Source organism: Streptomyces sp. NPDC032721, from assembly GCF_055579625.1.
The window spans coordinates 392,655-411,032 of record NZ_JBVIMX010000006.1 but is presented as its reverse complement, the minus strand read 5'-3'; the positions used below and the strand labels follow the sequence as shown (position 1 = coordinate 411,032).

Genomic DNA, 18,378 nt, shown 5'->3' with positions numbered 1-18,378 from the left:
TACCTTCCTGACACAACACGCACCTAACAAATGTTTGGTGGAAAGGTAGCTGATCCGCTGATGGGTGTCTCCACCTCAGCCCTCGACCCCTCTGATTCCCACTGGGGCATCGCCGTCGTCACCGTCGACTTCCCGCCGGTCAACGCACTGCCCGTCCAGGGCTGGTACGACCTGGCCGACGCGGTCCGCGCCGCGGGACGCGACCCCGACGTACGCTGCGTCGTCCTCACCACACCGCCCGGCTCCCGGGGCTTCAACGCGGGCGTCGACATCAAGGAGATGCAGCGCGAGACCGACTCCGGTGGCGGCCACCAGGCCCTGATCGGGGCAAACAGCGGCTGCGCGGAGGCCTTCGCCGCCGTGTACGAGTGCGAGGTGCCGGTGATCGCGGCGGTCGCCGGGTTCTGCCTGGGCGGCGGCATCGGCCTGGTCGGCAACGCGGACGCCATCGTCGCCTCCGACGACGCCACCTTCGGCCTGCCCGAGCTGGACCGGGGTGCCCTGGGCGCCGCCACCCACCTTTCGCGCCTCGTCCCGCAGCACCTGATGCGCGCCCTGTACTACACCTCGCGCACCGCCACCGCGCAGGAGCTGCACCACCACGGGTCGGTGTGGAGGGTCGTACCGCGCGATCAACTCCACGACACCGCCCTTGAGTTGGCCCGGGAGATCGCCCTCAAGGACGGCTATCTCATCCGCCTCGCGAAGGCCGCCATCAACGGCATCGACCCCGTGGACGTACGCCGCAGCTACCGCTTCGAGCAGGGCTTCACCTTCGAGGCCAACCTCAACGGCACCGCCGACCGGGTCCGCGACACCTTCGGCAAGGACAGCAAGGAGTCCCCGCAGTGACCGACAAGACGATGACCCCCGACGAGGTCGTCTCCCGCCTCCGCAGCGGCATGACGATCGGCATCGGCGGCTGGGGGTCGCGCCGCAAACCGATGGCCCTGGTGCGCGCGATCCTGCGCAGCGACCTCACCGACCTCACCGTCGTCTCGTACGGCGGCCCCGACGTCGGCCTCCTCGCCGCCGCCGGGAAGCTCCGCAAGCTGGTCACGGCGTTCGTCACGCTCGACTCGATCGCCCTGGAGCCGCACTTCCGCACCGCCCGCCAGAACGGCGCCCTCGAACTGACGGAGGTCGACGAGGCGATGTTCATGTGGGGCCTGCACGCCGCCGCGAACCGGCTGCCGTTCCTGCCGGTGCGGGCCGGCATCGGCTCCGACGTCATGCGGGTCAACCCCGAGCTGCGTACGGTCACTTCGCCGTACGAGGACGGCGAGACCTTCGTCGCGATGCCCGCCCTGCGGCTGGACGCCGCCCTGGTCCACATGAACCGCGCCGACCGCCTCGGCAACGGCCAGTACCTGGGCCCCGACCCCTACTTCGACGACCTCTTCTGCGAGGCCGCCGACGACGCCTACGTCTCCTGCGAGCGGATCGTCGACACGGCGGACCTGACGAAGGAGGCCGCCCCGCAGTCCCTCCTCCTCAAGCGGACCTCCGTGACCGGGGTCGTCGAGACGCCGAACGGGGCCCACTTCACCACCTGCGCCCCCGACTACGGCCGCGACGAACCGTTCCAGAAGCTGTACGCGACCACCCCCTGGCCCGAGTTCGCCGCCCGCTTCCTCTCCGGCGAGGACGAGTCGGCGTACCAGACCGCGGTGAAGACCTGGCACGAGGAGCAGAAGTGAGTACGCAAACCCCGACCGACGTCTCCCGCGCCGAGTACTGCGTCATCGCCTGCGCCGAGGCCTGGCGCGACAACGGCGAGGTACTGGCCAGCCCGATGGGCCTGATCCCCGGCATCGGCGCCCGCCTCGCCAAGCGCACCTTCGCCCCCGACCTGCTCCTCACCGACGGCGAGGCGATGATCGTCGGCCTCGACGGCACCCCCGAGGGCTGGCTCCCCTACCGCCGGCACCTCACCATGGTCACCGGCGGCAAGCGGCACGTGATGATGGGCGCCAGCCAGATCGACCGGTACGGCAACCAGAACATCTCCTGCATCGGCGACTGGCAGCAGCCCGCCCGCCAGCTCCTGGGCGTGCGCGGCGCACCGGTCAACTCCCTCAACAACCCGACCAGTTACTGGGTCCCCAAGCACTCCGCCCGGGTCTTCGTCGACAAGGTCGACCTGATCTGCGGCGTCGGGTACGACAGCGCCGCCGCGGCGGGTCCCGCCGCCACCCGCTACCACCGGCTGCCCCGCGTGGTCAGCAACCTCGGGGTCTTCGACTTCGAGACCCCCGGCCACTCGATGCGCCTCGCCTCCCTGCACCCGGGCGTCACCGTCGACGAAGTCCGCGGGGCGACCGGCTTCGCGCTGGAGATCGCCGACGACGTCCCGTACACCCGCGAGCCCACCGCCGAGGAACTGCGGCTGATCCGTGAGGTCATCGACCCGAAGAACACCCGCGACCGCGAGGTGAAGCCGTGACGGAGCCCGCCGGGCAGGTGCCCCGGATGGAGACCGCCCTCACCCGGCTCGTGGGTGTCCGCCACCCGATCGTCCAGACCGGGATGGGCTGGGTGGCCGGGCCCCGGCTGGTGTCCGCCACCGCCGAGGCGGGCGCGCTGGGCATCCTCGCCTCCGCGACGATGACCGTCGAGCAGCTGCGGCACGCGGTGCGCGAGGTGAAGTCCCGTACCGGCGAGCCCTTCGGGGTCAATCTGCGTGCGGACGCCGGGGACGCCCGCGAGCGGGTTCGGATCATCATCGACGAGGGCGTGAAGGTGGCGTCGTTCGCGCTGGCCCCTTCCCGCGAGCTGATCGCCGAGCTCAAGGACGCGGGCGTGGTCGTGGTCCCGTCCATCGGGGCGCGGCGGCACGCCGAGAAGGTGGCGGCCTGGGGTGCGGACGCGGTGATCGTGCAGGGCGGTGAGGGCGGCGGGCACACCGGGGACGTGGCGACCACCGTGCTGCTGCCGCAGGTGGTGGACGCCGTGGACATCCCCGTCGTCGCGGCGGGCGGCTTCCACGACGGGCGCGGGCTGATCGCCGCCCTGGCGTACGGGGCCGCCGGTGTCGCCATGGGCACCCGCTTCCTGCTCACCTCCGACTCGACGGTGCCGGACGCGGTGAAGGCGAAGTACGTGGCGGCGACGGTCAAGGACATCACCGTCACCACCGCCGTCGACGGGCTGCCGCACCGGATGCTGCGCTCGGAACTCGTCGCCTCCCTTGAGCGGGCCGGCCGTACGAGGGCGCTGGCGCAGGCGGTCGTGCGCGCGGCCGGGTTCAGGAAGATCTCTGGGCTGTCCTGGTCACGGATGATCCGCGACGGCCTCGCCATGAAGCACGGCAAGGACCTGACCTGGAGTCAGGTCCTGCTGGCCGCCAACACCCCGATGCTGCTGAAGGCCTCCATGGTCGACGGCCGCACGGATCTTGGAGTGATGGCGTCGGGGCAGGTGGCAGGGGTGATCGAGGACCTTCCCAGCTGCGCCGAACTGGTAGCACGTGTCATGTCCGAGGCGGACGTGGCACTGAAGGAACTGCAGACGCTCCACACCGGCCTGTCGACCGCAGGTTGAGTGCCGTTTCCCGGGGCCCTCTTGGCTGGGACCCCTTTCCTTCCTCAGGAGTTGACCATGAGCAGTCACCGAGTCCGGCTGGCCGCGGGGGCGGTCGTGTCCGCACTGGCCCTCGGCGCCCTGCCCGCCGCGGCCGTGGCCGCGCCCGCCGCACAAGGCTCCACCTCGTACAGCCAGCACCACAAGCCCCACCAGCACCAGAAGAACCAGGTGCGGCAGATAGTCGTCCAGGGCGCCACCAACATCCGTGACCTGGGCGGCTACCGCACCTACGGCGGTGACACCGTCCGCTACGGCGTCGCCTACCGCGCGGACGCCCTCGGCAAGCTCACGGACGCCGATGTGAGCACCCTGGCCGGGCTGCGGCTCGGCAAGGTGATCGACTACCGGGTCCCGCTGGAGATCCAGTACGACGGCCAGGACCGCCTCCCGGCCGGGCTGACGGCCACGGCACGCCCGGTCAACGACAGTGGCCTGTACGGGCAGATGATGGCGGCCATCGCCACCAAGGACCCGGTGAAGCAGGAGGCGGCGCTCGGCAACGGCAAGGGCGCGGCCCTGATGCAGCAGGTGTACCGCACGATGATCACGGACCCGGGGAACACCGCCCAGTTCGCCGCCACCCTCCGCGACCTGGCCGACAGCTCGTCCCGCAGCCCGCTGCTCTTCCACTGCACCTCGGGCAAGGACCGTACGGGCTGGACGAGTTACGTGCTGCTGCGCACGCTCGGCGTTCCGGAGAAGACCGCCAGGGGCGACTACCTCGCGTCGAACACGTTCCGCGCGGCGTACGACGCCAAGGTCCGCGAGGGCCTCAAGCAGTCCGGCATGATGCAGAACCCGGATCTGCTGATCCCTCTCCAGGAGGTCCGCGACTCCTACCTGGACTCCGCCCTCAAGGAGGCCGAGGCCCGCTACGGCAGCCTGTACGGCTATCTGACCAAGGGCCTGGGCCTGGACCACCGCACCCTGGCCAAGCTCCAGGAGCGCCTGGTCGGCTGAGCCCCACCGGAACAGCGAACAGCGGCCGGACCCGATCTCCTCGGGCCCGGCCGCTGCTCGTCGGCTATCCGTCGTTCACCGCTCAGGCAGCCGTACGGCGGCCTCCCTGGCCACCGCCCTGGCGCCGCTGCGACTGCCCCTGCCCCGCACGGGACTGGCCGCCGCCACCGGCACGGGACTGCCCGCCACCGGCACGGGACTGCCCGCCACCACGCGACTGACCCTGCCCGCCACCGGTCCCGGCGCCGCCACCGGCACGCGCGGGACGCGAAGGACGCCCGCCCGTACCCGTACCGGAACCAGCGGCCGAGGGAGCCCCGCCGCCGCTGCCGCCACGACGGCCGCGCGTCCGGCTGCGGCCGTCGGCGGAGGAACCGCCACGGCTGCCGCTCGACGGACGGCGCTTCGCGGGCTGCTGCTGCACGGGCTGCGGCACCTCGACGACGACGGCCACACCGGACGGCTCGCGGGCGCCGGTGATGGTCGCCAGCTCCTCGTCCGTCGACTTCACCCGGGCGGTGCGCGGCTGGATGCCGGCATCGCTCATCAGCCGGGTCATCTCGCGCTTCTCCTCGGGGAGCACGAGCGTGACGACGCTGCCGGACTCACCGGCGCGCGCGGTACGGCCGCCCCGGTGCAGGTAGTCCTTGTGGTCGGTCGGCGGGTCCACGTTGACGACCAGGTCGAGGTCGTCGACGTGGATGCCACGGGCCGCCACGTTGGTCGCCACCAGTGCGGTGACCTGGCCGGTCTTGAACTGCTCAAGGGTGCGGTTGCGCTGCGGCTGGGAACGCCCGCCGTGCAGCGCCGCCGCGTACACCCCGGCGGCCAGCAGCCGCTTGGCGAAGCGGTCGGCCGCGCGCTTGGTGTCCACGAACATGATCACGCGGCCCTCGCGGGCGGCGATGCGCGCGGCGACGGCCTTCTTGTCGGTCTCGTCCATGACGTAGAGCACGTGGTGCTCCATCGTCGTGACGGCACCGGCGGACGGGTCCACCGAGTGCACGACGGGGTCGGTCAGGAACATCTTCACGAGCTTGTCGATGTTCTTGTCCAGCGTCGCCGAGAACAGCATCCGCTGGCCGCCCGGCTCGACCTGCTTGAGCAGCCCGACGACCTGCGGCATGAAGCCCATGTCGGCCATCTGGTCGGCCTCGTCGAGGACGGTGATGGCGACCTGGTCGAGCCGGGCGTCGCCCCGCTCGATGAGGTCCTTCAGCCGGCCCGGCGTGGCGACGAGCACCTCGGCGCCGCGGCGCAGCGCGTTGGACTGCTTGGTGATCGACATGCCGCCGACGACCGTGGTCAGCCGCAGGTTGACGGCAGTGGCGTACGGCGTCAGCGCGTCGGTGACCTGCTGCGCGAGTTCACGCGTCGGTACGAGGACCAGCGCGAGCGGCGCGTGCGGCTCGGAGCGGCGGCCCGCGGTACGGGCGAGCAGCGCCAGGCCGAAGGCCAGCGTCTTGCCGGAGCCCGTACGTCCGCGGCCCAGGATGTCCCGGCCGGCGAGCGAGTTCGGGAGGGTCGCCCCCTGGATCGGGAACGGCTCCGTCACCCCCTGCGCGGCGAGCGTCTTCAGGAGGGCGGCGGGCATGTCCAGCGCTTCGAAAGCCTCGACCGACGGCAGCGCGGGGGTGATGGTCTCCGGCAGTGCGAATTCACCCTGGGGCGGCGTGGACCGGCGGGCGGGGCCCTTGCCGGAATTCTTCGTCGAAGCCTTGCCGCGGCCCCTGGACGGGGCGGCACTCGACGGTCGGTTGCGCGCCGGACGGCCGGTGCGCTCGGTGGAGGATCGTTCGAAACGGGTCATGCAGTAATTGCCTTCTTCCTAAAGGGAGGGGCTATTGCGGCCCCGGCACAGCTTTGCGAACACAACAACAAGCCGGGGCCCGCACCTTCACGGTGCGGGCCCCGGCTAGGAGGTTCGCGTCCGGGCGATTAGGCCGGGACGATGTTCTCCGCCTGCGGGCCCTTCTGGCCCTGCGTGACGTCGAAGGAAACCTTCTGGCCTTCCTGGAGCTCACGGAAGCCCGAGGTGGCGATGTTGGAGTAGTGGGCGAAGACGTCGGCGCCGCCGCCGTCCTGCTCAATGAAGCCGAAGCCCTTTTCCGAGTTGAACCACTTCACGGTGCCAGTAGCCATTTTTATCTCCTAAAACAGGGGCAGAGCCGGAAATCCGCACTTTACGAATTCCTCGTCGCCGCAATGACCCCATCCGGAGAGCCGGGAACCGGCAATGACCGGAAAAAACAAATGTGCACCTGTCGAAGCGTTCTCGTCAGGCGCACATAAAGTTCATGGGTACCAAAACTGCAACACGGCTACCGTAGCACGGCCTCGCGGGAGGCGCGCGGTGAAACAGACCACCTCATGTGGCACCCGGGCCGTCGGCCGCCGCGTGCCTCACAGGCGCTCGATGATGGTGACGTTGGCCTGGCCGCCGCCCTCGCACATGGTCTGGAGGCCGTAGCGGCCGCCCGTGCGCTCCAGTTCGTGCAGGAGCGTCGTCATCAGCTTGACGCCGGTGGCGCCCAGCGGGTGGCCGAGCGCGATGGCGCCGCCGTTGACGTTGACCCGGGCGGGGTCGGCGCCGGTTTCCTTCAGCCAGGCCAGGGCGACCGGGGCGAACGCCTCGTTGATCTCGACCAGGTCGATGTCGTGGATGGACATGCCGGTCTTCTTCAGGGCGTACGCGGTGGCCGGGATCGGCGCGGACAGCATGCGGATGGGGTCCTCGCCGCGTACCGAGAGGTGGTGGATGCGGGCGCGTGGGGTCAGCCCGTGTTCCCGTACCGCCCGCTCGGAGGCGATGAGCATCGCCGCCGCGCCGTCCGAGACCTGGGAGGAGCAGGCGGCCGTGATGGTGCCGCCCTCCATCACCGGCTTCAGGCCCGCCATCTTCTCCAGGGTGGTGTCGCGGCGCGGCCCCTCGTCGACGGTGACGTCCCCGTAGGCCACCGTCTCGCGGGCGAAGCGGCCCTCGTCGATGGCGTGCAGGGCGCGCCGGTGCGAGCGGAGGGCGTACTCCTCCATGTCGAGCCGCGAGATGCCCCACTTCTCGGCGATGAGCTGGGCGCCGTGGAACTGGTTGACGGGGGCGTCGCCGTAGCGGGCCCGCCAGCCCTGGGAACCGGCGTACGGGCCCTGGTCAAGGCCCAGCGGTTCGGCGGCCTGGCGGGAGGCGAAGGCGATGGGGATCTGCGTCATGTTCTGGGTGCCGCCCGCGACGACCAGGTCCTGGGTGCCGGACAGGACGCCCTGGGCGGCGAAGTGGACGGCCTGCTGGGAGGAGCCGCACTGGCGGTCGATGGTCACGCCGGGCACCTCCTCGGGGAGCCCGGCCGCCAGCCAGGACGTACGGGCGATGTCGCCGGCCTGCGGCCCGACCGTGTCCAGGCAGCCGAAGACGACGTCCTCGACGGCGGACGGGTCGACGCCGGAGCGCTCGACGAGCGCCTTCAGGACGTGGGCGCCGAGGTCGGCGGGGTGGACGTGCGCGAGCCCGCCCTTCCGCCGCCCGACCGGGGTGCGTACCGCTTCGACTATGTAGGCCTCGGCCATGACGGGCTCCTCGTGTGCATGGGTGATGACAGCGATTACTCGGTGCGTACGGCGATGCCGTCCAGCACCATCGACAGGTACTGACGGGCGATCTCTTCCGGGCTGTGCTGCCCGCCGGGCCGGTACCAGGACGCCGCGACCCACACGGTGTCGCGCACGAAGCGGTAGGTCAGGCGGATGTCGAGGTCGTCCCGGAAGACCCCGTCGGCGACTCCGCGCTCCAGCGTTCCCAGCCAGGCCTTCTCGAACTTGGTCTGCGAGTCGGCGAGGTAGTGGAAGCGGGGCTGCGCGGACAGGTGGCGGGACTCCTTCTGGTAGATGGCGACGGCGGCGCGGTGCCGGTCGATCTCCCGGAAGGACTCGGTGACGAGGGCCTCGATGGTCTCCCTGGGTCCGAGCGAGGAGGCGAGCACGGCGTCGTACCCCTCCCAGAGTTCGGTCAGGAAGGTGGAGAGGATCTCGTCGAGCATCGATTCCTTGGAATCGAAGTGGTAGTAGAGGCTGCCGGCGAGCATGCCGGCCGCGTCGGCGATCTTGCGGACGGTGGTGGCGTTGTAGCCCTGGGCGGCGAACACCTCGGCCGCGGTGTCGAGGAGTTCGCGACGTCGCTGGGGTGAGGCGGTCACCTGGGGCTTCTTCTTGGTAGGCACCCGCTCATTGTGGTCGAGGGCTCACGCATGCCGGCTGCTGACCGAGACCGTCTCCCCGGTCATGTAGGACGAGTACCCGCTGGCCAGGAAGACGATGACGTTGGCGATCTCCCACGGCTCGGCGTACCGGCCGAAGGCTTCCTTCTCAGTGAGCTCCGCGAGCAGTTCGGGCGTGGTGACCTTCACCAGGTGCGGGTGCATGGCGAGGCTGGGGGCGACGGCGTTGACACGTACGCCGAACTCGGCGGCCTCAACGGCGGCGCACCGGGTGAGCGCCATGACACCGGCCTTGGCGGCGGCGTAGTGGGCCTGCCCGGCCTGGGCGCGCCAGCCGATGACGGAGGAGTTGTTGACGATGACGCCCTGGCCGCGGCCTGCCGCCTTCATCGAGCGCAGGGCGGCGCGGGTGCAGCGGAAGGTGCCGTTCAGGGTGACGTCGAGGACCTTCGTCCACTGTTCGTCGGTCATGTCGACGAGGTCGGCGGTGCCGCCGAGTCCGGCGTTGTTGACGACGACGTCCAGGCCGCCGTGGGTCTCTTCGGCGAGCGCGAAGAGCGCCTGGACCTGGCTCTCCTCGGTGACGTCGCAGGGCAGCGAGACGACGCGGTCCGCCCCGAACTCCTCGGCGAGTGCGGCCTCGGACTCCTTGAGGCGGCGGGCGTGCGCGTCGCTGATGACGATGCGCGCGCCCTCCTCCAGGAAGCGGCGGGCGGTGGCTCCGCCGATGCCCGCTCCGGCCGCCGCGGTGATGACGGCGGTGCGCCCGGCCAGCAGGCCGTGCCCCGCCACGTACTGAGGTGATGACGTGCTCACACCCGACCTCTTTCCACTTCTCCGGTCTTCGGTTCCCTGGGCAGGCCGAGCACGCGCTCGGCGATGATGTTGCGCTGGATCTCGTCGGAGCCGGCGTAGATGGTGTCGGCGCGGGAGAAGAGGAACAGCCGTTGCCAGTCGTCGAGTTCGTACGGTGGCGCTTCGGCGAGCAGGGCGGCGGCGCCGCGCACCTCCATGGCGAGCTCGCCGAGGTCGCGGTGCCAGGTCGCCCAGTAGATCTTGGCGACCGAGGGTTCGACGTCGCCGCGCCGGAAGTGGGCGCGCATGGCCTCAAGACCGCTCCAGGCGCGGACCAGACGGTCCCGGACCAGCGGGTCGGCGAGGGCGCCGTTGCGCCGGGCGGCCTCGACCAGTGACTCCAGCTCCCTGGTGAATCCGACCTGCTGACCGAGGGTGGAGACGCCGCGCTCGAAGCCGAGGGTGGCCATCGCGATGCGCCAGCCGTCACCGGGGTCACCCACCACATGGGCGGCGTCGGTGCGGGCGTCGTCGAAGAAGACCTCGTTGAACTCGGCCGTCCCGGTCAGCTGGACGATCGGCCGGACCTCGACGCCCGGCTGGTCCATGGGGACCAGGAGGCAGGAGAGTCCGGCGTGGCGGCTGCTGCCGGGTTCGGTGCGGGCGACGACGAAGCACCACTGGGACTCGTGGGCGAGCGAGGTCCAGATCTTCTGGCCGTTCACCACCCAGGCGTCGCCGTCGATCACTGCTTTCGTACGGACGTTGGCCAGGTCAGAGCCCGCGTCGGGCTCGCTGTAGCCCTGGCACCACAGTTCTTCGACCGCGACGATCGGGGGCAGGAAGCGGGCCTTCTGCTCCTGGGTCCCGTACGCGATGAGGGTCGGGCCGAGCAGCTGCTCGCCGATGTGGTTGACCCGGGCGGGGGCGTCGGCGAGGGCGTACTCCTCGTGGAAGGCGAGCTGCTCCTCGATGCTCGCGCCCCGGCCGCCGTACTCCTTCGGCCAGCCGACGCAGGTCCAGCCGTGGGCGGCCATGTGCCGTTCCCAGGCGAGGCGTTCGGCGAACGCCTCGTGCTCTCTGCCCGGTCCGCCCCGGCCCACCAGGTCCGCGAACCCACCACGGAGGTTGGCCTGCAACCAGGTCCGGACCTCGGTGCGGAACTCCTCGACGCTGCTCATGGCCGTACGTTAACCTACCAAACACTTGTTAGGGAAGGATGGTTCCGCCATGACGGCCGACACAGCCCAGACGCCCGAGACCGCTGCCGCCGCCGAGCCCGTTCTGTACGAACGCCGGGGTCCGGTCGCCCACATCACCCTCAACCGCCCGCGCTACCGCAACGCCCAGAACTCCGCGATGACGTACGCCCTGGACGCCGCCTTCTACCGGGCGTCGGAGGACAACGAGGTCAAGGTCGTCGTCCTGTCCGGTGCGGGCGAGCACTTCTCCGCCGGGCACGACATCGGCACCCCCGAGCGCGACGCCCACCTCCCCTTCGAGCGGAAGGCGGGGCTGTGGTGGGACCACTCGGACAAGGCGGGCGCGGAGAGCCGGTTCGCCCGGGAGTCCGAGGTGTACCTGGGGATGTGCCGGCGCTGGCGCGAGCTGCCGAAGCCGGTGGTGGCGTCGGTGCAGGGGGCGTGTGTGGCGGGCGGGCTGATGCTCGCGTGGATCTGCGACCTGATCGTGGCCTCCGAGGACGCGTTCTTCGCGGACCCGGTGGTGCGGATGGGGATACCGGGGGTGGAGTACTTCGCGCACCCGTGGGTCATGCCGCCCCGGATCGCCAAGGAGTTCCTGTTCACCGGCGACCGGATGACCGCCCGCCGGGCGTACGAGGTCGGGATGGTCAACCGGGTCGTGGAGCGCTCCGAACTGCCCGACCGCACGCAGGAGTTGGCGGAGCGCATCGCCGAGATGCCGCGCCTGGGGCTGGCCCTCACCAAGCGTGCGGTCAATCAGGCGGAGGACCTCCAGGGCCTGCACACCGGCATGGACTCCGTCTTCGGCCTGCACCACCTGGCGCACGCGCACAACGCGGAGACCGCGAAGGACTCGCTGGGCGGCATGGACGTGGCGGCCATGAAGAAGAAGGCGGAGAACTGAGCCCCATGGACCTCGACTTCAGCGCCGAGCAGGACGCCTTCCGGGCCGAGGCCCGCGCCTGGCTCGCCGCCCACGTGCCGGCGTCCCCACTGCCCTCCCTGGAGACCGAGGAGGGTTTCGCCGCCCACCGCGAGTGGGAGGCGCGGCTCGCGGCCGACCGCTGGTCGGTGGTCTCCTGGCCCGAGGAGTACGGCGGCCGGGGCGCGGACATCTTCCGGTGGCTGATCTTCGAGGAGGAGTACTTCGCGGCGGGCGCGCCAGGACGGGTCTCGCAGAACGGCATCAACCTCCTCGCCCCCACCCTCTTCGACCACGGGACGCCCGAGCAGCGGGCCCGGGTGCTGCCGTCGATGGCGACCGGCGAGGTCGTCTGGGCGCAGGCCTGGTCCGAGCCGGAGAGCGGTTCCGATCTGGCTTCGCTGCGCTCGACCGCCGTACGGACGGAGGGCGGTTGGCTGCTCTCCGGGCAGAAGACCTGGTCCTCGCGGGCGGCTTTCGCCGATCGCGCCTTCGGCATCTTCCGCACCGACCCGGACGCGGACCGGCCGCACCGGGGACTGACGTACCTGATGTTCGACCTCCGCGCCCCCGGCGTCACGGTCCGCCCGATCGGCCGCCTCGACGGGAAGCCCGCCTTCGCGGAACTCTTCCTCGACGAGGTCTTCGTGCCGGACGCGGACGTGATCGGCGAGGTGGGCCAGGGCTGGCGGATCGCGATGTCCACCACCGGCAACGAGCGCGGGCTGATGCTCCGCTCCCCCGGCCGCTTCCTGGCCGCCGCCGACCGGCTGGCCGCCGACTGGCGTGCGCACGGCGACCCGGCCGACACCGCGATCCGGGACCGGGTCGCGGACGCGCTGATCGGCGCACGCGCGTACCAGCTCTTCACCTGGGCGAACGCCTCGCGCTTCGCCGCCGGGGAGACCATCGGCGCCGAGTCCAGCCTCAACAAGGTCTTCTGGTCCGAGTACGACATCGCCCTGCACGAGACGGCTCTGGAACTCCTGCGCGCGGACGGGGAGTTGGCGGAGGGTGAGTGGGCGGAGGGGTACGTCTTCTCGCTCGCCGGGCCCCTCTACGCCGGTACCAACGAGATCCAGCGCGACATCATCGCCGAGCGGCTGCTCGGCCTCCCGAAGGGCCGCCGCTGATGCGCTTCCTGCTCACCCGTGAACAGCAGGACTTCGCCCGCTCGCTGCGCGCGATGCTCGCCGCCGCCGACACACCTTCGGTGGTACGGGCCTGGGAGTCCGGCGACCACGCCCCCGGGCGGGCACTGTGGGCACGCCTCGCGGAGGCGGGCGTCTTCGCACTTGCGGTCCCGGAGGAGCACGAGGGGATGGGGCTCCTGCCGGTCGAACTGGCCGTCGCCTTTGGTGAGTTGGGGCGGTATGCCGTTCCTGGTCCGTACGTGGAGACGGCGGCGGTGGCGGTGCTGCTCGCGGGCGGTCCGGCGGCTAAGGAGTGGCTGCCGAGGATCGCGGCGGGCGAGGCGATGGTGACGCTGTCGGACGGGGGTTACGCGCTGGACGCGGACGCCGCTGAGGCCACTTTCGTACTGGCGCCGGAGGTGGCGGTGGCGCCGCCGGGCGGCGAGCCGTACGTGTCGGTGGACACGGCACGCCGGCTGTACCGGCCGTTGCCGGGTGAGCCGCTTTCCTCTGTCACCGCCGAATCGGTCGCACGGGCTAGGGAGTTGGCCCGTTTTCTGACGGCCGCGCAGTCGCTGGGCGTCGGGGACGCGCTGCTCGCGCAGACGGTCGAGTACACCAAGCAGCGCACCCAGTTCGGCACCCCGATCGGCTCCTTCCAGGCGGTCAAGCACCGCCTGGCGGACACTCTGGTCGGCCTGGAGTTCGCCCGCCCGCTGCTGTACGGGGCGGCGCTGGGCATGGCTCCGGCGCGGATCGCGGCGGCGAAGGTGGCGGCGGGCGAGGCGGCGTATGCGGCGGCGCGCGCCGCGCTCCAGTTGCACGGGGCGGTTGGCTACACGCAGGAGCTGGACCTGTCCCTTTGGCTGCGTAAGGCGAGGCCGCTGCGGGATGCGTGGGGGGCGCCGGCGGAGTGCAGGGCGGGGGTGGTGGCGGGGTAGTGGGGGCGGCGGTGGGGGTGGGGGCCATGGCGGAGGTGGGGCGGGGGCGGGGGGTCCGGCTCCGCCGGGGGCCGCCCCCTTGCCCGCCCGTTCCGCCCCCCGGGGGGCGGCCCCGCCGCCCAAGGGGGCTCGGGGGTGGGGGCAGGGGCGGCTTCGCCGCCCAAGGGGGCTCGGCGGGGGTACGCCGCCCAAGTGGGCGGGGGATGAGGCGTGACCTGAGGGCGGTGGGCGCGTTGGGCAGGGCATGAAGAAACGAAGCATGGCCGCCGCAGCCTCCCTCGCCGCCGGATTCCTCGCCGCCCTCGTCACCCCCGCCCCCGGTGCTCACGCCGCCGAACCGACCGACCAGCTCGGTTCGCTGCCCGTCTCGGGCGAGCTCCTCGACGAGGTGACCGGCACCGCCACACAGACCGTCACGGAGGGCGCCGCCCAGGCCGCGCAGTCCGCTCCGGGCTCGCTGGCCGCACCGGCCGCCGACGCCGGGAAGTAGCAGCCGGAGAAGTGCCTCAGGTGCCCCGCCCCCTCAACCGGGGTGCGGGGCACCGCCGTGCCGTCCCCGTACGGTGATCAGCGCGGTCCGCCCCGCCGAACGCACCACTCCGCCTTCCCCGCCGCACACCACCGCGTCGTACCGGTCGAGTCCTGAGGCTTCCTCGTCCAGCACCACCGCGATCCGTGTGCCGTGCGCGACGGGGTCGAGCGTCACATCGCCGTCCATGACCACGACCTCCGCGGTCGTACCCCCGCCCCTGCGGTACATGACGTTGAGGTTGACCACCGGGCCCGACAGCAGCCGGCAGTCGGTCGGGACGTCGCCGGGGAAGTGCTGGGGGACGTGGCGGGTGTCGACCAGCCGGGGTCCGATCCCCGCCAGGTCGAGTGCCATCCCCGACCCCTCGACCATCGTCAGTACCCGGTCGACGCCGGGGAACGCCGAGAACGGGCCGCTCGCCGCCACGTCCGCCAGGCTGATCCGCCACTCGAAGTCGCCCGTCCCCGCGCCCTCGGGGCCGCCGGTGATCTCGCGGGTGAGGCCGCCGCCGTTCTTCCACGGCACCGCCGTACGCCCGTCGGCGCGCAGGATCCTCATCGCACGATCCCCTTCGCCCTGGCCGCCGCCAGCCATGCCGGGAACTCGCCGACCAGGTGGTCGTAGAGCTCCGCGTCGGGCACCTTGCGCGGGTCCTCACCGGCGTGGAAGTAGCCCGCGTTGTCGACCAACCGCTTTGCCGGTACGGCGAGTTCGTCCAGCTTGCGCAGGAAGTCGAACTGGGTGCTGCGGGTGTTGCCGAAGCCGACGAACTGCCAGAAGAGGGGCAGCCGGGCCGCCTTGCAGACGTACCGTTCCGCGGCGAGTTTGTTGATCGGGCCGCCGTCGGTCTGGAAGACCACCAGGGCGGGGGCGGTCGAGCCGCTGTCCAGGTAGTGGTCGATGACCGCGTCCATGGCCAGGTGGTAGCTGGTCTTTCCCATGTGGCCGAGCGACGCGGCGATCTTCTCGATGCGGCCCTGGTGGTCGGCGAGGCGGATGTCGGTGACCGCGTCGACGTCCGTGGAGAAGAAGACGACGGGGACGGTGCCGTCGTCGTCGAGGTGGGCGGACAGGCCGAGGACCCGGTCGGCCAGGGCCTGCACGCTGCCGTCCTTGTAGTACGGCTTCATCGAGCCCGAGTAGTCGACGACGAGGTAGACGGCCGCGCGCTGCCCGTGCAGTCCGTGCTTGGTGAGCGAGACGCCCGCGCTCTTGTACAGGCTGACGAGAGCGGGGGCGCTCTCCTCCACCTTGCGGAGGTCGATGGGCATGCGCGGTCCCGCTTCCGTCGAGTGTTCCTGTGCCGTTTCCCCGGCCGCCGGGGTGCCGAGGTTACGCGATCGCCGCCGACCGGTCCCGGTCCTCGTACCCCAGCAGCCTGGCCAGCCGGGCGCGGTGCGAGCCAGGTGAGCCGAGGAAGTGGGCGGTGCCGTGGGCGCGCTTGAAGAAGTCGTGGGCGGGGTGCTCCCAGGTGATGCCGATGCCGCCGTGCAGTTGGATCATCTCGCCCGCGGTCTTCTCGTACGCCTCCGAGCAGGCGGCCTTGGCTGCGGCTGCCGCCGCGGGGGCGGCGTCCGAGCCCGCGGCGGCGAGGGCGAGCGAGCGGGCGCCCTCGACGAGGACGTGCAGATCGGCGAGCCGGTGCTTGACCGCCTGGAAGGAGCCGATGGGGCGGCCGAACTGGACGCGGTCCTTGGCGTACTGGACGGTGATCTCCAGCGCCCGTGCGGCGGCCCCCACCTGCTCGGCGGCGATCGCGGTGAGGGCCAGGTCCCGGACCCGGGCGAGCACCCGCGCCCCCTCGGTGGTGATCAGCCTGGCGGGGGTACGGTCCAGGGTCACGCGGCCCAGCGGCCGGGTGCGGTCCATGGCGGGCAGCCCCTCGAACTCCCAGGAGCCGGGCGTCACTTCGAAGAGGGCGAGCCCGGCGGGCGTACGGGCGAGGGCGAGCAGGACGTCGGGCGCGCTGCTGCCGCCATCGCCAGGTACGTACTCCTTGGTCCCGGTCAGCAGCCAGTCGCCGCTGGTCGGTGACTCCTCGGCCCGCGCGGTGAGTTCGGCGGCCTCCCAGGTGCCGCGCCCGCCGGAGCCCCCGCCCGCCGGAGCACCCGCCTCCGCCCAGCCGAGGGCGGCGAGTGAGCTGCCCTCGGCGAGGGGCGGCAGCAGCCGGGCGCAGACCTCCTCGTTGGCGGCGGCGATGAGCGCCTCGGTGGCGAGGACTGCCGAGCCCAGGTAGGGGACGGGGCTCAGTGCGCGGCCCAGCTCCTCCATGACGACGTGCACTTCGCCCCGGCCCCGGCAGCCCTCGCCGCCGTACTCCTCGGGGACGGTGAGGGCGGCGATGCCGATGTCCCGGGCGAGGGGGCGCCAGGCGGCCGCGCCCTCGTGCCGGGAGAGCACCGACCGTACGGCCACTCTCAGTTCTTCCTGCTCCTCGGTGGGGTTCATGCTCCCTGTGCTTCCTCTCCTCTTGCCGCGCGCCGGAGTTCGCCCTTGAGGAGCTTGCCGCCGGCGTTGCGCGGCAGGGACTCGACGGGGACGAAGCGGCGCGGAACCTTGAAGTTGGCGAGGCGCTCGCGCGTCCAGGCGGTGAGTTCTTCGGGGGACGGCCGGCCGGGGCCGCCGGGGCTGTTGGGGCCGTCCTTGCCGTCGGGGACGTAGAAGGCGACGCCGACCTCGCCCAGGCGGTCGTCCGGTGCGCCGACCACCGCGACGTCGGCGATCGCCTCGTGGCCGAGGAGGACGTTCTCCACCTCCGCCGGGTAGGCGTTGAAGCCGCCCACGACGTACATGTCCTTCAACCGGTCGGTGAGGGTGAGGAATCCGCGCGCGTCGAGGACCCCGATGTCGCCCGTACGCAGCCAGCCGTCGGGCAGCACCGCTTCCGCCGTGGCCGCCGGGTCGTCCAGATAGCCGTGCATGACGTGGTAGCCGCGGACCTGCACCTCGCCGGGCTCGCCCGGGGGCAGCGCATCGCCCAGGGGGTCGGCGATGCGCACCTCCGTGCCGGGCAGCGGGAGCCCGACGGTGTGGGCCACGGTCCAGGCGTCGGCGTCCGTGGGGCAGACCGAGACGACGCCGCCCGACTCCGTGAGTCCGTACGCAGTGAAAACGTCCGGTGCGCCGAGCGAGTTCCTGATCTGCTCGACGAGTTCGGTGGGCACGGACGCGGCTCCGGTCCCGGCGAGCCGGAGCGCGGAGAGGTCGTGGGCGGCGCGCTCGGGGTGGTGGAGCAGTCCGTGGAAGACGGTCGGCGGGCCCATCAGACAGGTGACCTGTTCGGCGGCCATCCGGTGCAGGATGCGGTCGGCGTCGTACACGGTCTCGGGGAGCATCGTGGCGCCGCGCAGCAGACAGGCAAGGACGCCCGCCTTGTAGCCGAAGGTGTGGAAGAACGGGTTGACCAGCAGATAGCGGTCGCCCTCGCGGAGGGTGACCAGCCGGGACCAGTCGCCGTACAGCCGGACCGTCTGGGCGTGGGTGGTGGTGACTCCCTTGGGGCGGCCGGTGGTTCCCGAGGTGTAGAGGATGTCGGAGAGGTCGTCGGGGCGTACCTCGGCGATACGGGCGAGCCGCTCGGCGTCGTCGATCCGCGTCCCCGCCGCGAGGTAGGCGTCCCAGCCGGTGACGCCCGGGTGCGTGCCCGGCTCGCCGCGCAGGACGACGGTGGAGCGCAGGGCGCCCAGGCCCTCGCCGGAGTCGTGCAGGGCGGCCACGTAGTCGGTGCCGAGGAAGCCGCGTTCGGTGAGCAGGACAGTGGCGCCGCTGCGGCGGACGATGTCGGCAGCTTCGGCCGCCTTGTAGCGGGTGTTGACGGGCACCAGGACGCCGCCCGCGCAGACCGCGCCGAGTGCGGCGGTGATCCACCGGCGGCTGTTCGGGGCCCAGATCGCGATCCGGTCGCCGCGCCGGACGCCGTGTGCGAGGGCGGCCCTGGTGGCGGCGGCGATGTCCTCGTTCAGCCGGGCGAAGGTACGCCGGACCTCGCCGTCCGCGAGCGCCTCGCGCGTCCCGTACGCGTCGGCCGCGTACTGCGGGAGTGCGGCGAGGGTCGCGGGGGGCGGGGGTGGCTGGTGCGGGGAGCTGCTCAAGGAACC

General features: G+C 71.7%; 19 protein-coding genes. 9 read left to right on the top strand and 10 right to left on the bottom strand.

Annotated features, from left to right (window positions below; all coding sequences use genetic code 11):
• Positions 1 to 60: 60 nt before the first annotated feature.
• Genes ACZ5PB_RS15985 through ACZ5PB_RS15965 form a run of 5 tightly spaced genes read left to right on the top strand, consistent with a single transcriptional unit; the run spans position 61 to position 4,545 of the window.
• The gene (locus ACZ5PB_RS15985; RefSeq protein ID WP_468691495.1) at positions 61 to 852 is read left to right on the top strand and encodes an enoyl-CoA hydratase family protein; all 792 of its coding nucleotides are present in this window, start codon (positions 61 to 63) and stop codon (positions 850 to 852) included.
• Entirely contained in the window at positions 849 to 1,700 is an 852-nt protein-coding gene (locus ACZ5PB_RS15980) for a CoA transferase subunit A (protein ID WP_468691494.1), read from the top strand. The genes ACZ5PB_RS15985 and ACZ5PB_RS15980 overlap by 4 nt, the downstream gene beginning before the upstream one ends.
• A complete protein-coding gene (locus tag ACZ5PB_RS15975; protein ID WP_468691493.1) occupies positions 1,697 to 2,446 on the top strand; it encodes a CoA-transferase subunit beta in 750 nt (249 codons plus the stop codon). The genes ACZ5PB_RS15980 and ACZ5PB_RS15975 overlap by 4 nt, the downstream gene beginning before the upstream one ends.
• A 26-nt stretch (positions 2,447 to 2,472) precedes the next feature.
• On the top strand, positions 2,473 to 3,543 hold the full coding sequence (locus ACZ5PB_RS15970) for an NAD(P)H-dependent flavin oxidoreductase (protein ID WP_468691576.1): 1,071 nt from the start codon (positions 2,473 to 2,475) through the stop codon (positions 3,541 to 3,543).
• A gap of 57 nt (positions 3,544 to 3,600) precedes the next feature.
• Complete coding sequence (locus ACZ5PB_RS15965) at positions 3,601 to 4,545, top strand: tyrosine-protein phosphatase (protein ID WP_468691492.1); 945 nt, start codon at positions 3,601 to 3,603, stop codon at positions 4,543 to 4,545.
• Between the two features lie 82 nt (positions 4,546 to 4,627).
• On the opposite strand, the gene ACZ5PB_RS15960 is transcribed toward ACZ5PB_RS15965, so the two are convergent.
• From ACZ5PB_RS15960 to ACZ5PB_RS15935, 6 genes are all read right to left on the bottom strand, one after another.
• Positions 4,628 to 6,355: a DEAD/DEAH box helicase gene (locus ACZ5PB_RS15960; protein ID WP_468691490.1), complete on the bottom strand. Its 1,728-nt coding sequence runs from the start codon at positions 6,353 to 6,355 to the stop codon at positions 4,628 to 4,630.
• A gap of 128 nt (positions 6,356 to 6,483) precedes the next feature.
• Complete coding sequence (locus ACZ5PB_RS15955; RefSeq protein ID WP_003969786.1) at positions 6,484 to 6,687, bottom strand: cold-shock protein; 204 nt, start codon at positions 6,685 to 6,687, stop codon at positions 6,484 to 6,486.
• A 261-nt stretch (positions 6,688 to 6,948) separates the two neighbouring features.
• A complete protein-coding gene (locus tag ACZ5PB_RS15950; protein ID WP_468691489.1) occupies positions 6,949 to 8,106 on the bottom strand; it encodes an acetyl-CoA C-acetyltransferase in 1,158 nt (385 codons plus the stop codon).
• A gap of 35 nt (positions 8,107 to 8,141) precedes the next feature.
• On the bottom strand, positions 8,142 to 8,756 hold the full coding sequence (locus ACZ5PB_RS15945) for a TetR/AcrR family transcriptional regulator (protein WP_468691488.1): 615 nt from the start codon (positions 8,754 to 8,756) through the stop codon (positions 8,142 to 8,144).
• A gap of 21 nt (positions 8,757 to 8,777) precedes the next feature.
• Positions 8,778 to 9,569: an SDR family oxidoreductase gene (locus tag ACZ5PB_RS15940; protein WP_468691486.1), complete on the bottom strand. Its 792-nt coding sequence runs from the start codon at positions 9,567 to 9,569 to the stop codon at positions 8,778 to 8,780.
• Positions 9,566 to 10,729 (bottom strand): acyl-CoA dehydrogenase family protein, encoded by a 1,164-nt coding sequence (locus tag ACZ5PB_RS15935; protein WP_468691484.1) that lies wholly within the window; start codon positions 10,727 to 10,729, stop codon positions 9,566 to 9,568. The genes ACZ5PB_RS15940 and ACZ5PB_RS15935 overlap by 4 nt, the downstream gene beginning before the upstream one ends.
• A gap of 49 nt (positions 10,730 to 10,778) precedes the next feature.
• Between ACZ5PB_RS15935 and ACZ5PB_RS15930 the strand changes: the two genes are divergently transcribed.
• The 4 genes from ACZ5PB_RS15930 (at position 10,779) to ACZ5PB_RS15915 (ending at position 14,239) form a co-directional block, all read left to right on the top strand.
• Positions 10,779 to 11,657, top strand: a complete 879-nt coding sequence (locus ACZ5PB_RS15930; protein ID WP_468691482.1) for an enoyl-CoA hydratase — start codon at positions 10,779 to 10,781, stop codon at positions 11,655 to 11,657.
• A gap of 5 nt (positions 11,658 to 11,662) precedes the next feature.
• The gene (locus ACZ5PB_RS15925) at positions 11,663 to 12,808 is read left to right on the top strand and encodes an acyl-CoA dehydrogenase family protein (protein WP_468691480.1); all 1,146 of its coding nucleotides are present in this window, start codon (positions 11,663 to 11,665) and stop codon (positions 12,806 to 12,808) included.
• Entirely contained in the window at positions 12,808 to 13,749 is a 942-nt protein-coding gene (locus tag ACZ5PB_RS15920) for an acyl-CoA dehydrogenase family protein (RefSeq protein ID WP_468691478.1), read from the top strand. The genes ACZ5PB_RS15925 and ACZ5PB_RS15920 overlap by 1 nt, the downstream gene beginning before the upstream one ends.
• A 259-nt stretch (positions 13,750 to 14,008) precedes the next feature.
• The gene (locus ACZ5PB_RS15915; RefSeq protein ID WP_468691476.1) at positions 14,009 to 14,239 is read left to right on the top strand and encodes a hypothetical protein; all 231 of its coding nucleotides are present in this window, start codon (positions 14,009 to 14,011) and stop codon (positions 14,237 to 14,239) included.
• A gap of 33 nt (positions 14,240 to 14,272) precedes the next feature.
• Here the strand turns inward: ACZ5PB_RS15915 and ACZ5PB_RS15910 are convergent, their stop codons facing one another.
• The 4 genes from ACZ5PB_RS15910 to ACZ5PB_RS15895 form a co-directional block, all read right to left on the bottom strand.
• A complete protein-coding gene (locus tag ACZ5PB_RS15910) occupies positions 14,273 to 14,839 on the bottom strand; it encodes a HutD/Ves family protein (protein ID WP_468691475.1) in 567 nt (188 codons plus the stop codon).
• Positions 14,836 to 15,552: a vWA domain-containing protein gene (locus ACZ5PB_RS15905; RefSeq protein WP_468691473.1), complete on the bottom strand. Its 717-nt coding sequence runs from the start codon at positions 15,550 to 15,552 to the stop codon at positions 14,836 to 14,838. The genes ACZ5PB_RS15910 and ACZ5PB_RS15905 overlap by 4 nt, the downstream gene beginning before the upstream one ends.
• A 61-nt stretch (positions 15,553 to 15,613) precedes the next feature.
• A complete protein-coding gene (locus tag ACZ5PB_RS15900; RefSeq protein WP_468691470.1) occupies positions 15,614 to 16,729 on the bottom strand; it encodes an acyl-CoA dehydrogenase family protein in 1,116 nt (371 codons plus the stop codon).
• A complete protein-coding gene (locus ACZ5PB_RS15895; protein ID WP_468691469.1) occupies positions 16,726 to 18,372 on the bottom strand; it encodes a FadD3 family acyl-CoA ligase in 1,647 nt (548 codons plus the stop codon). The genes ACZ5PB_RS15900 and ACZ5PB_RS15895 overlap by 4 nt, the downstream gene beginning before the upstream one ends.
• Between the last annotated feature and the right edge of the window lie 6 nt (positions 18,373 to 18,378).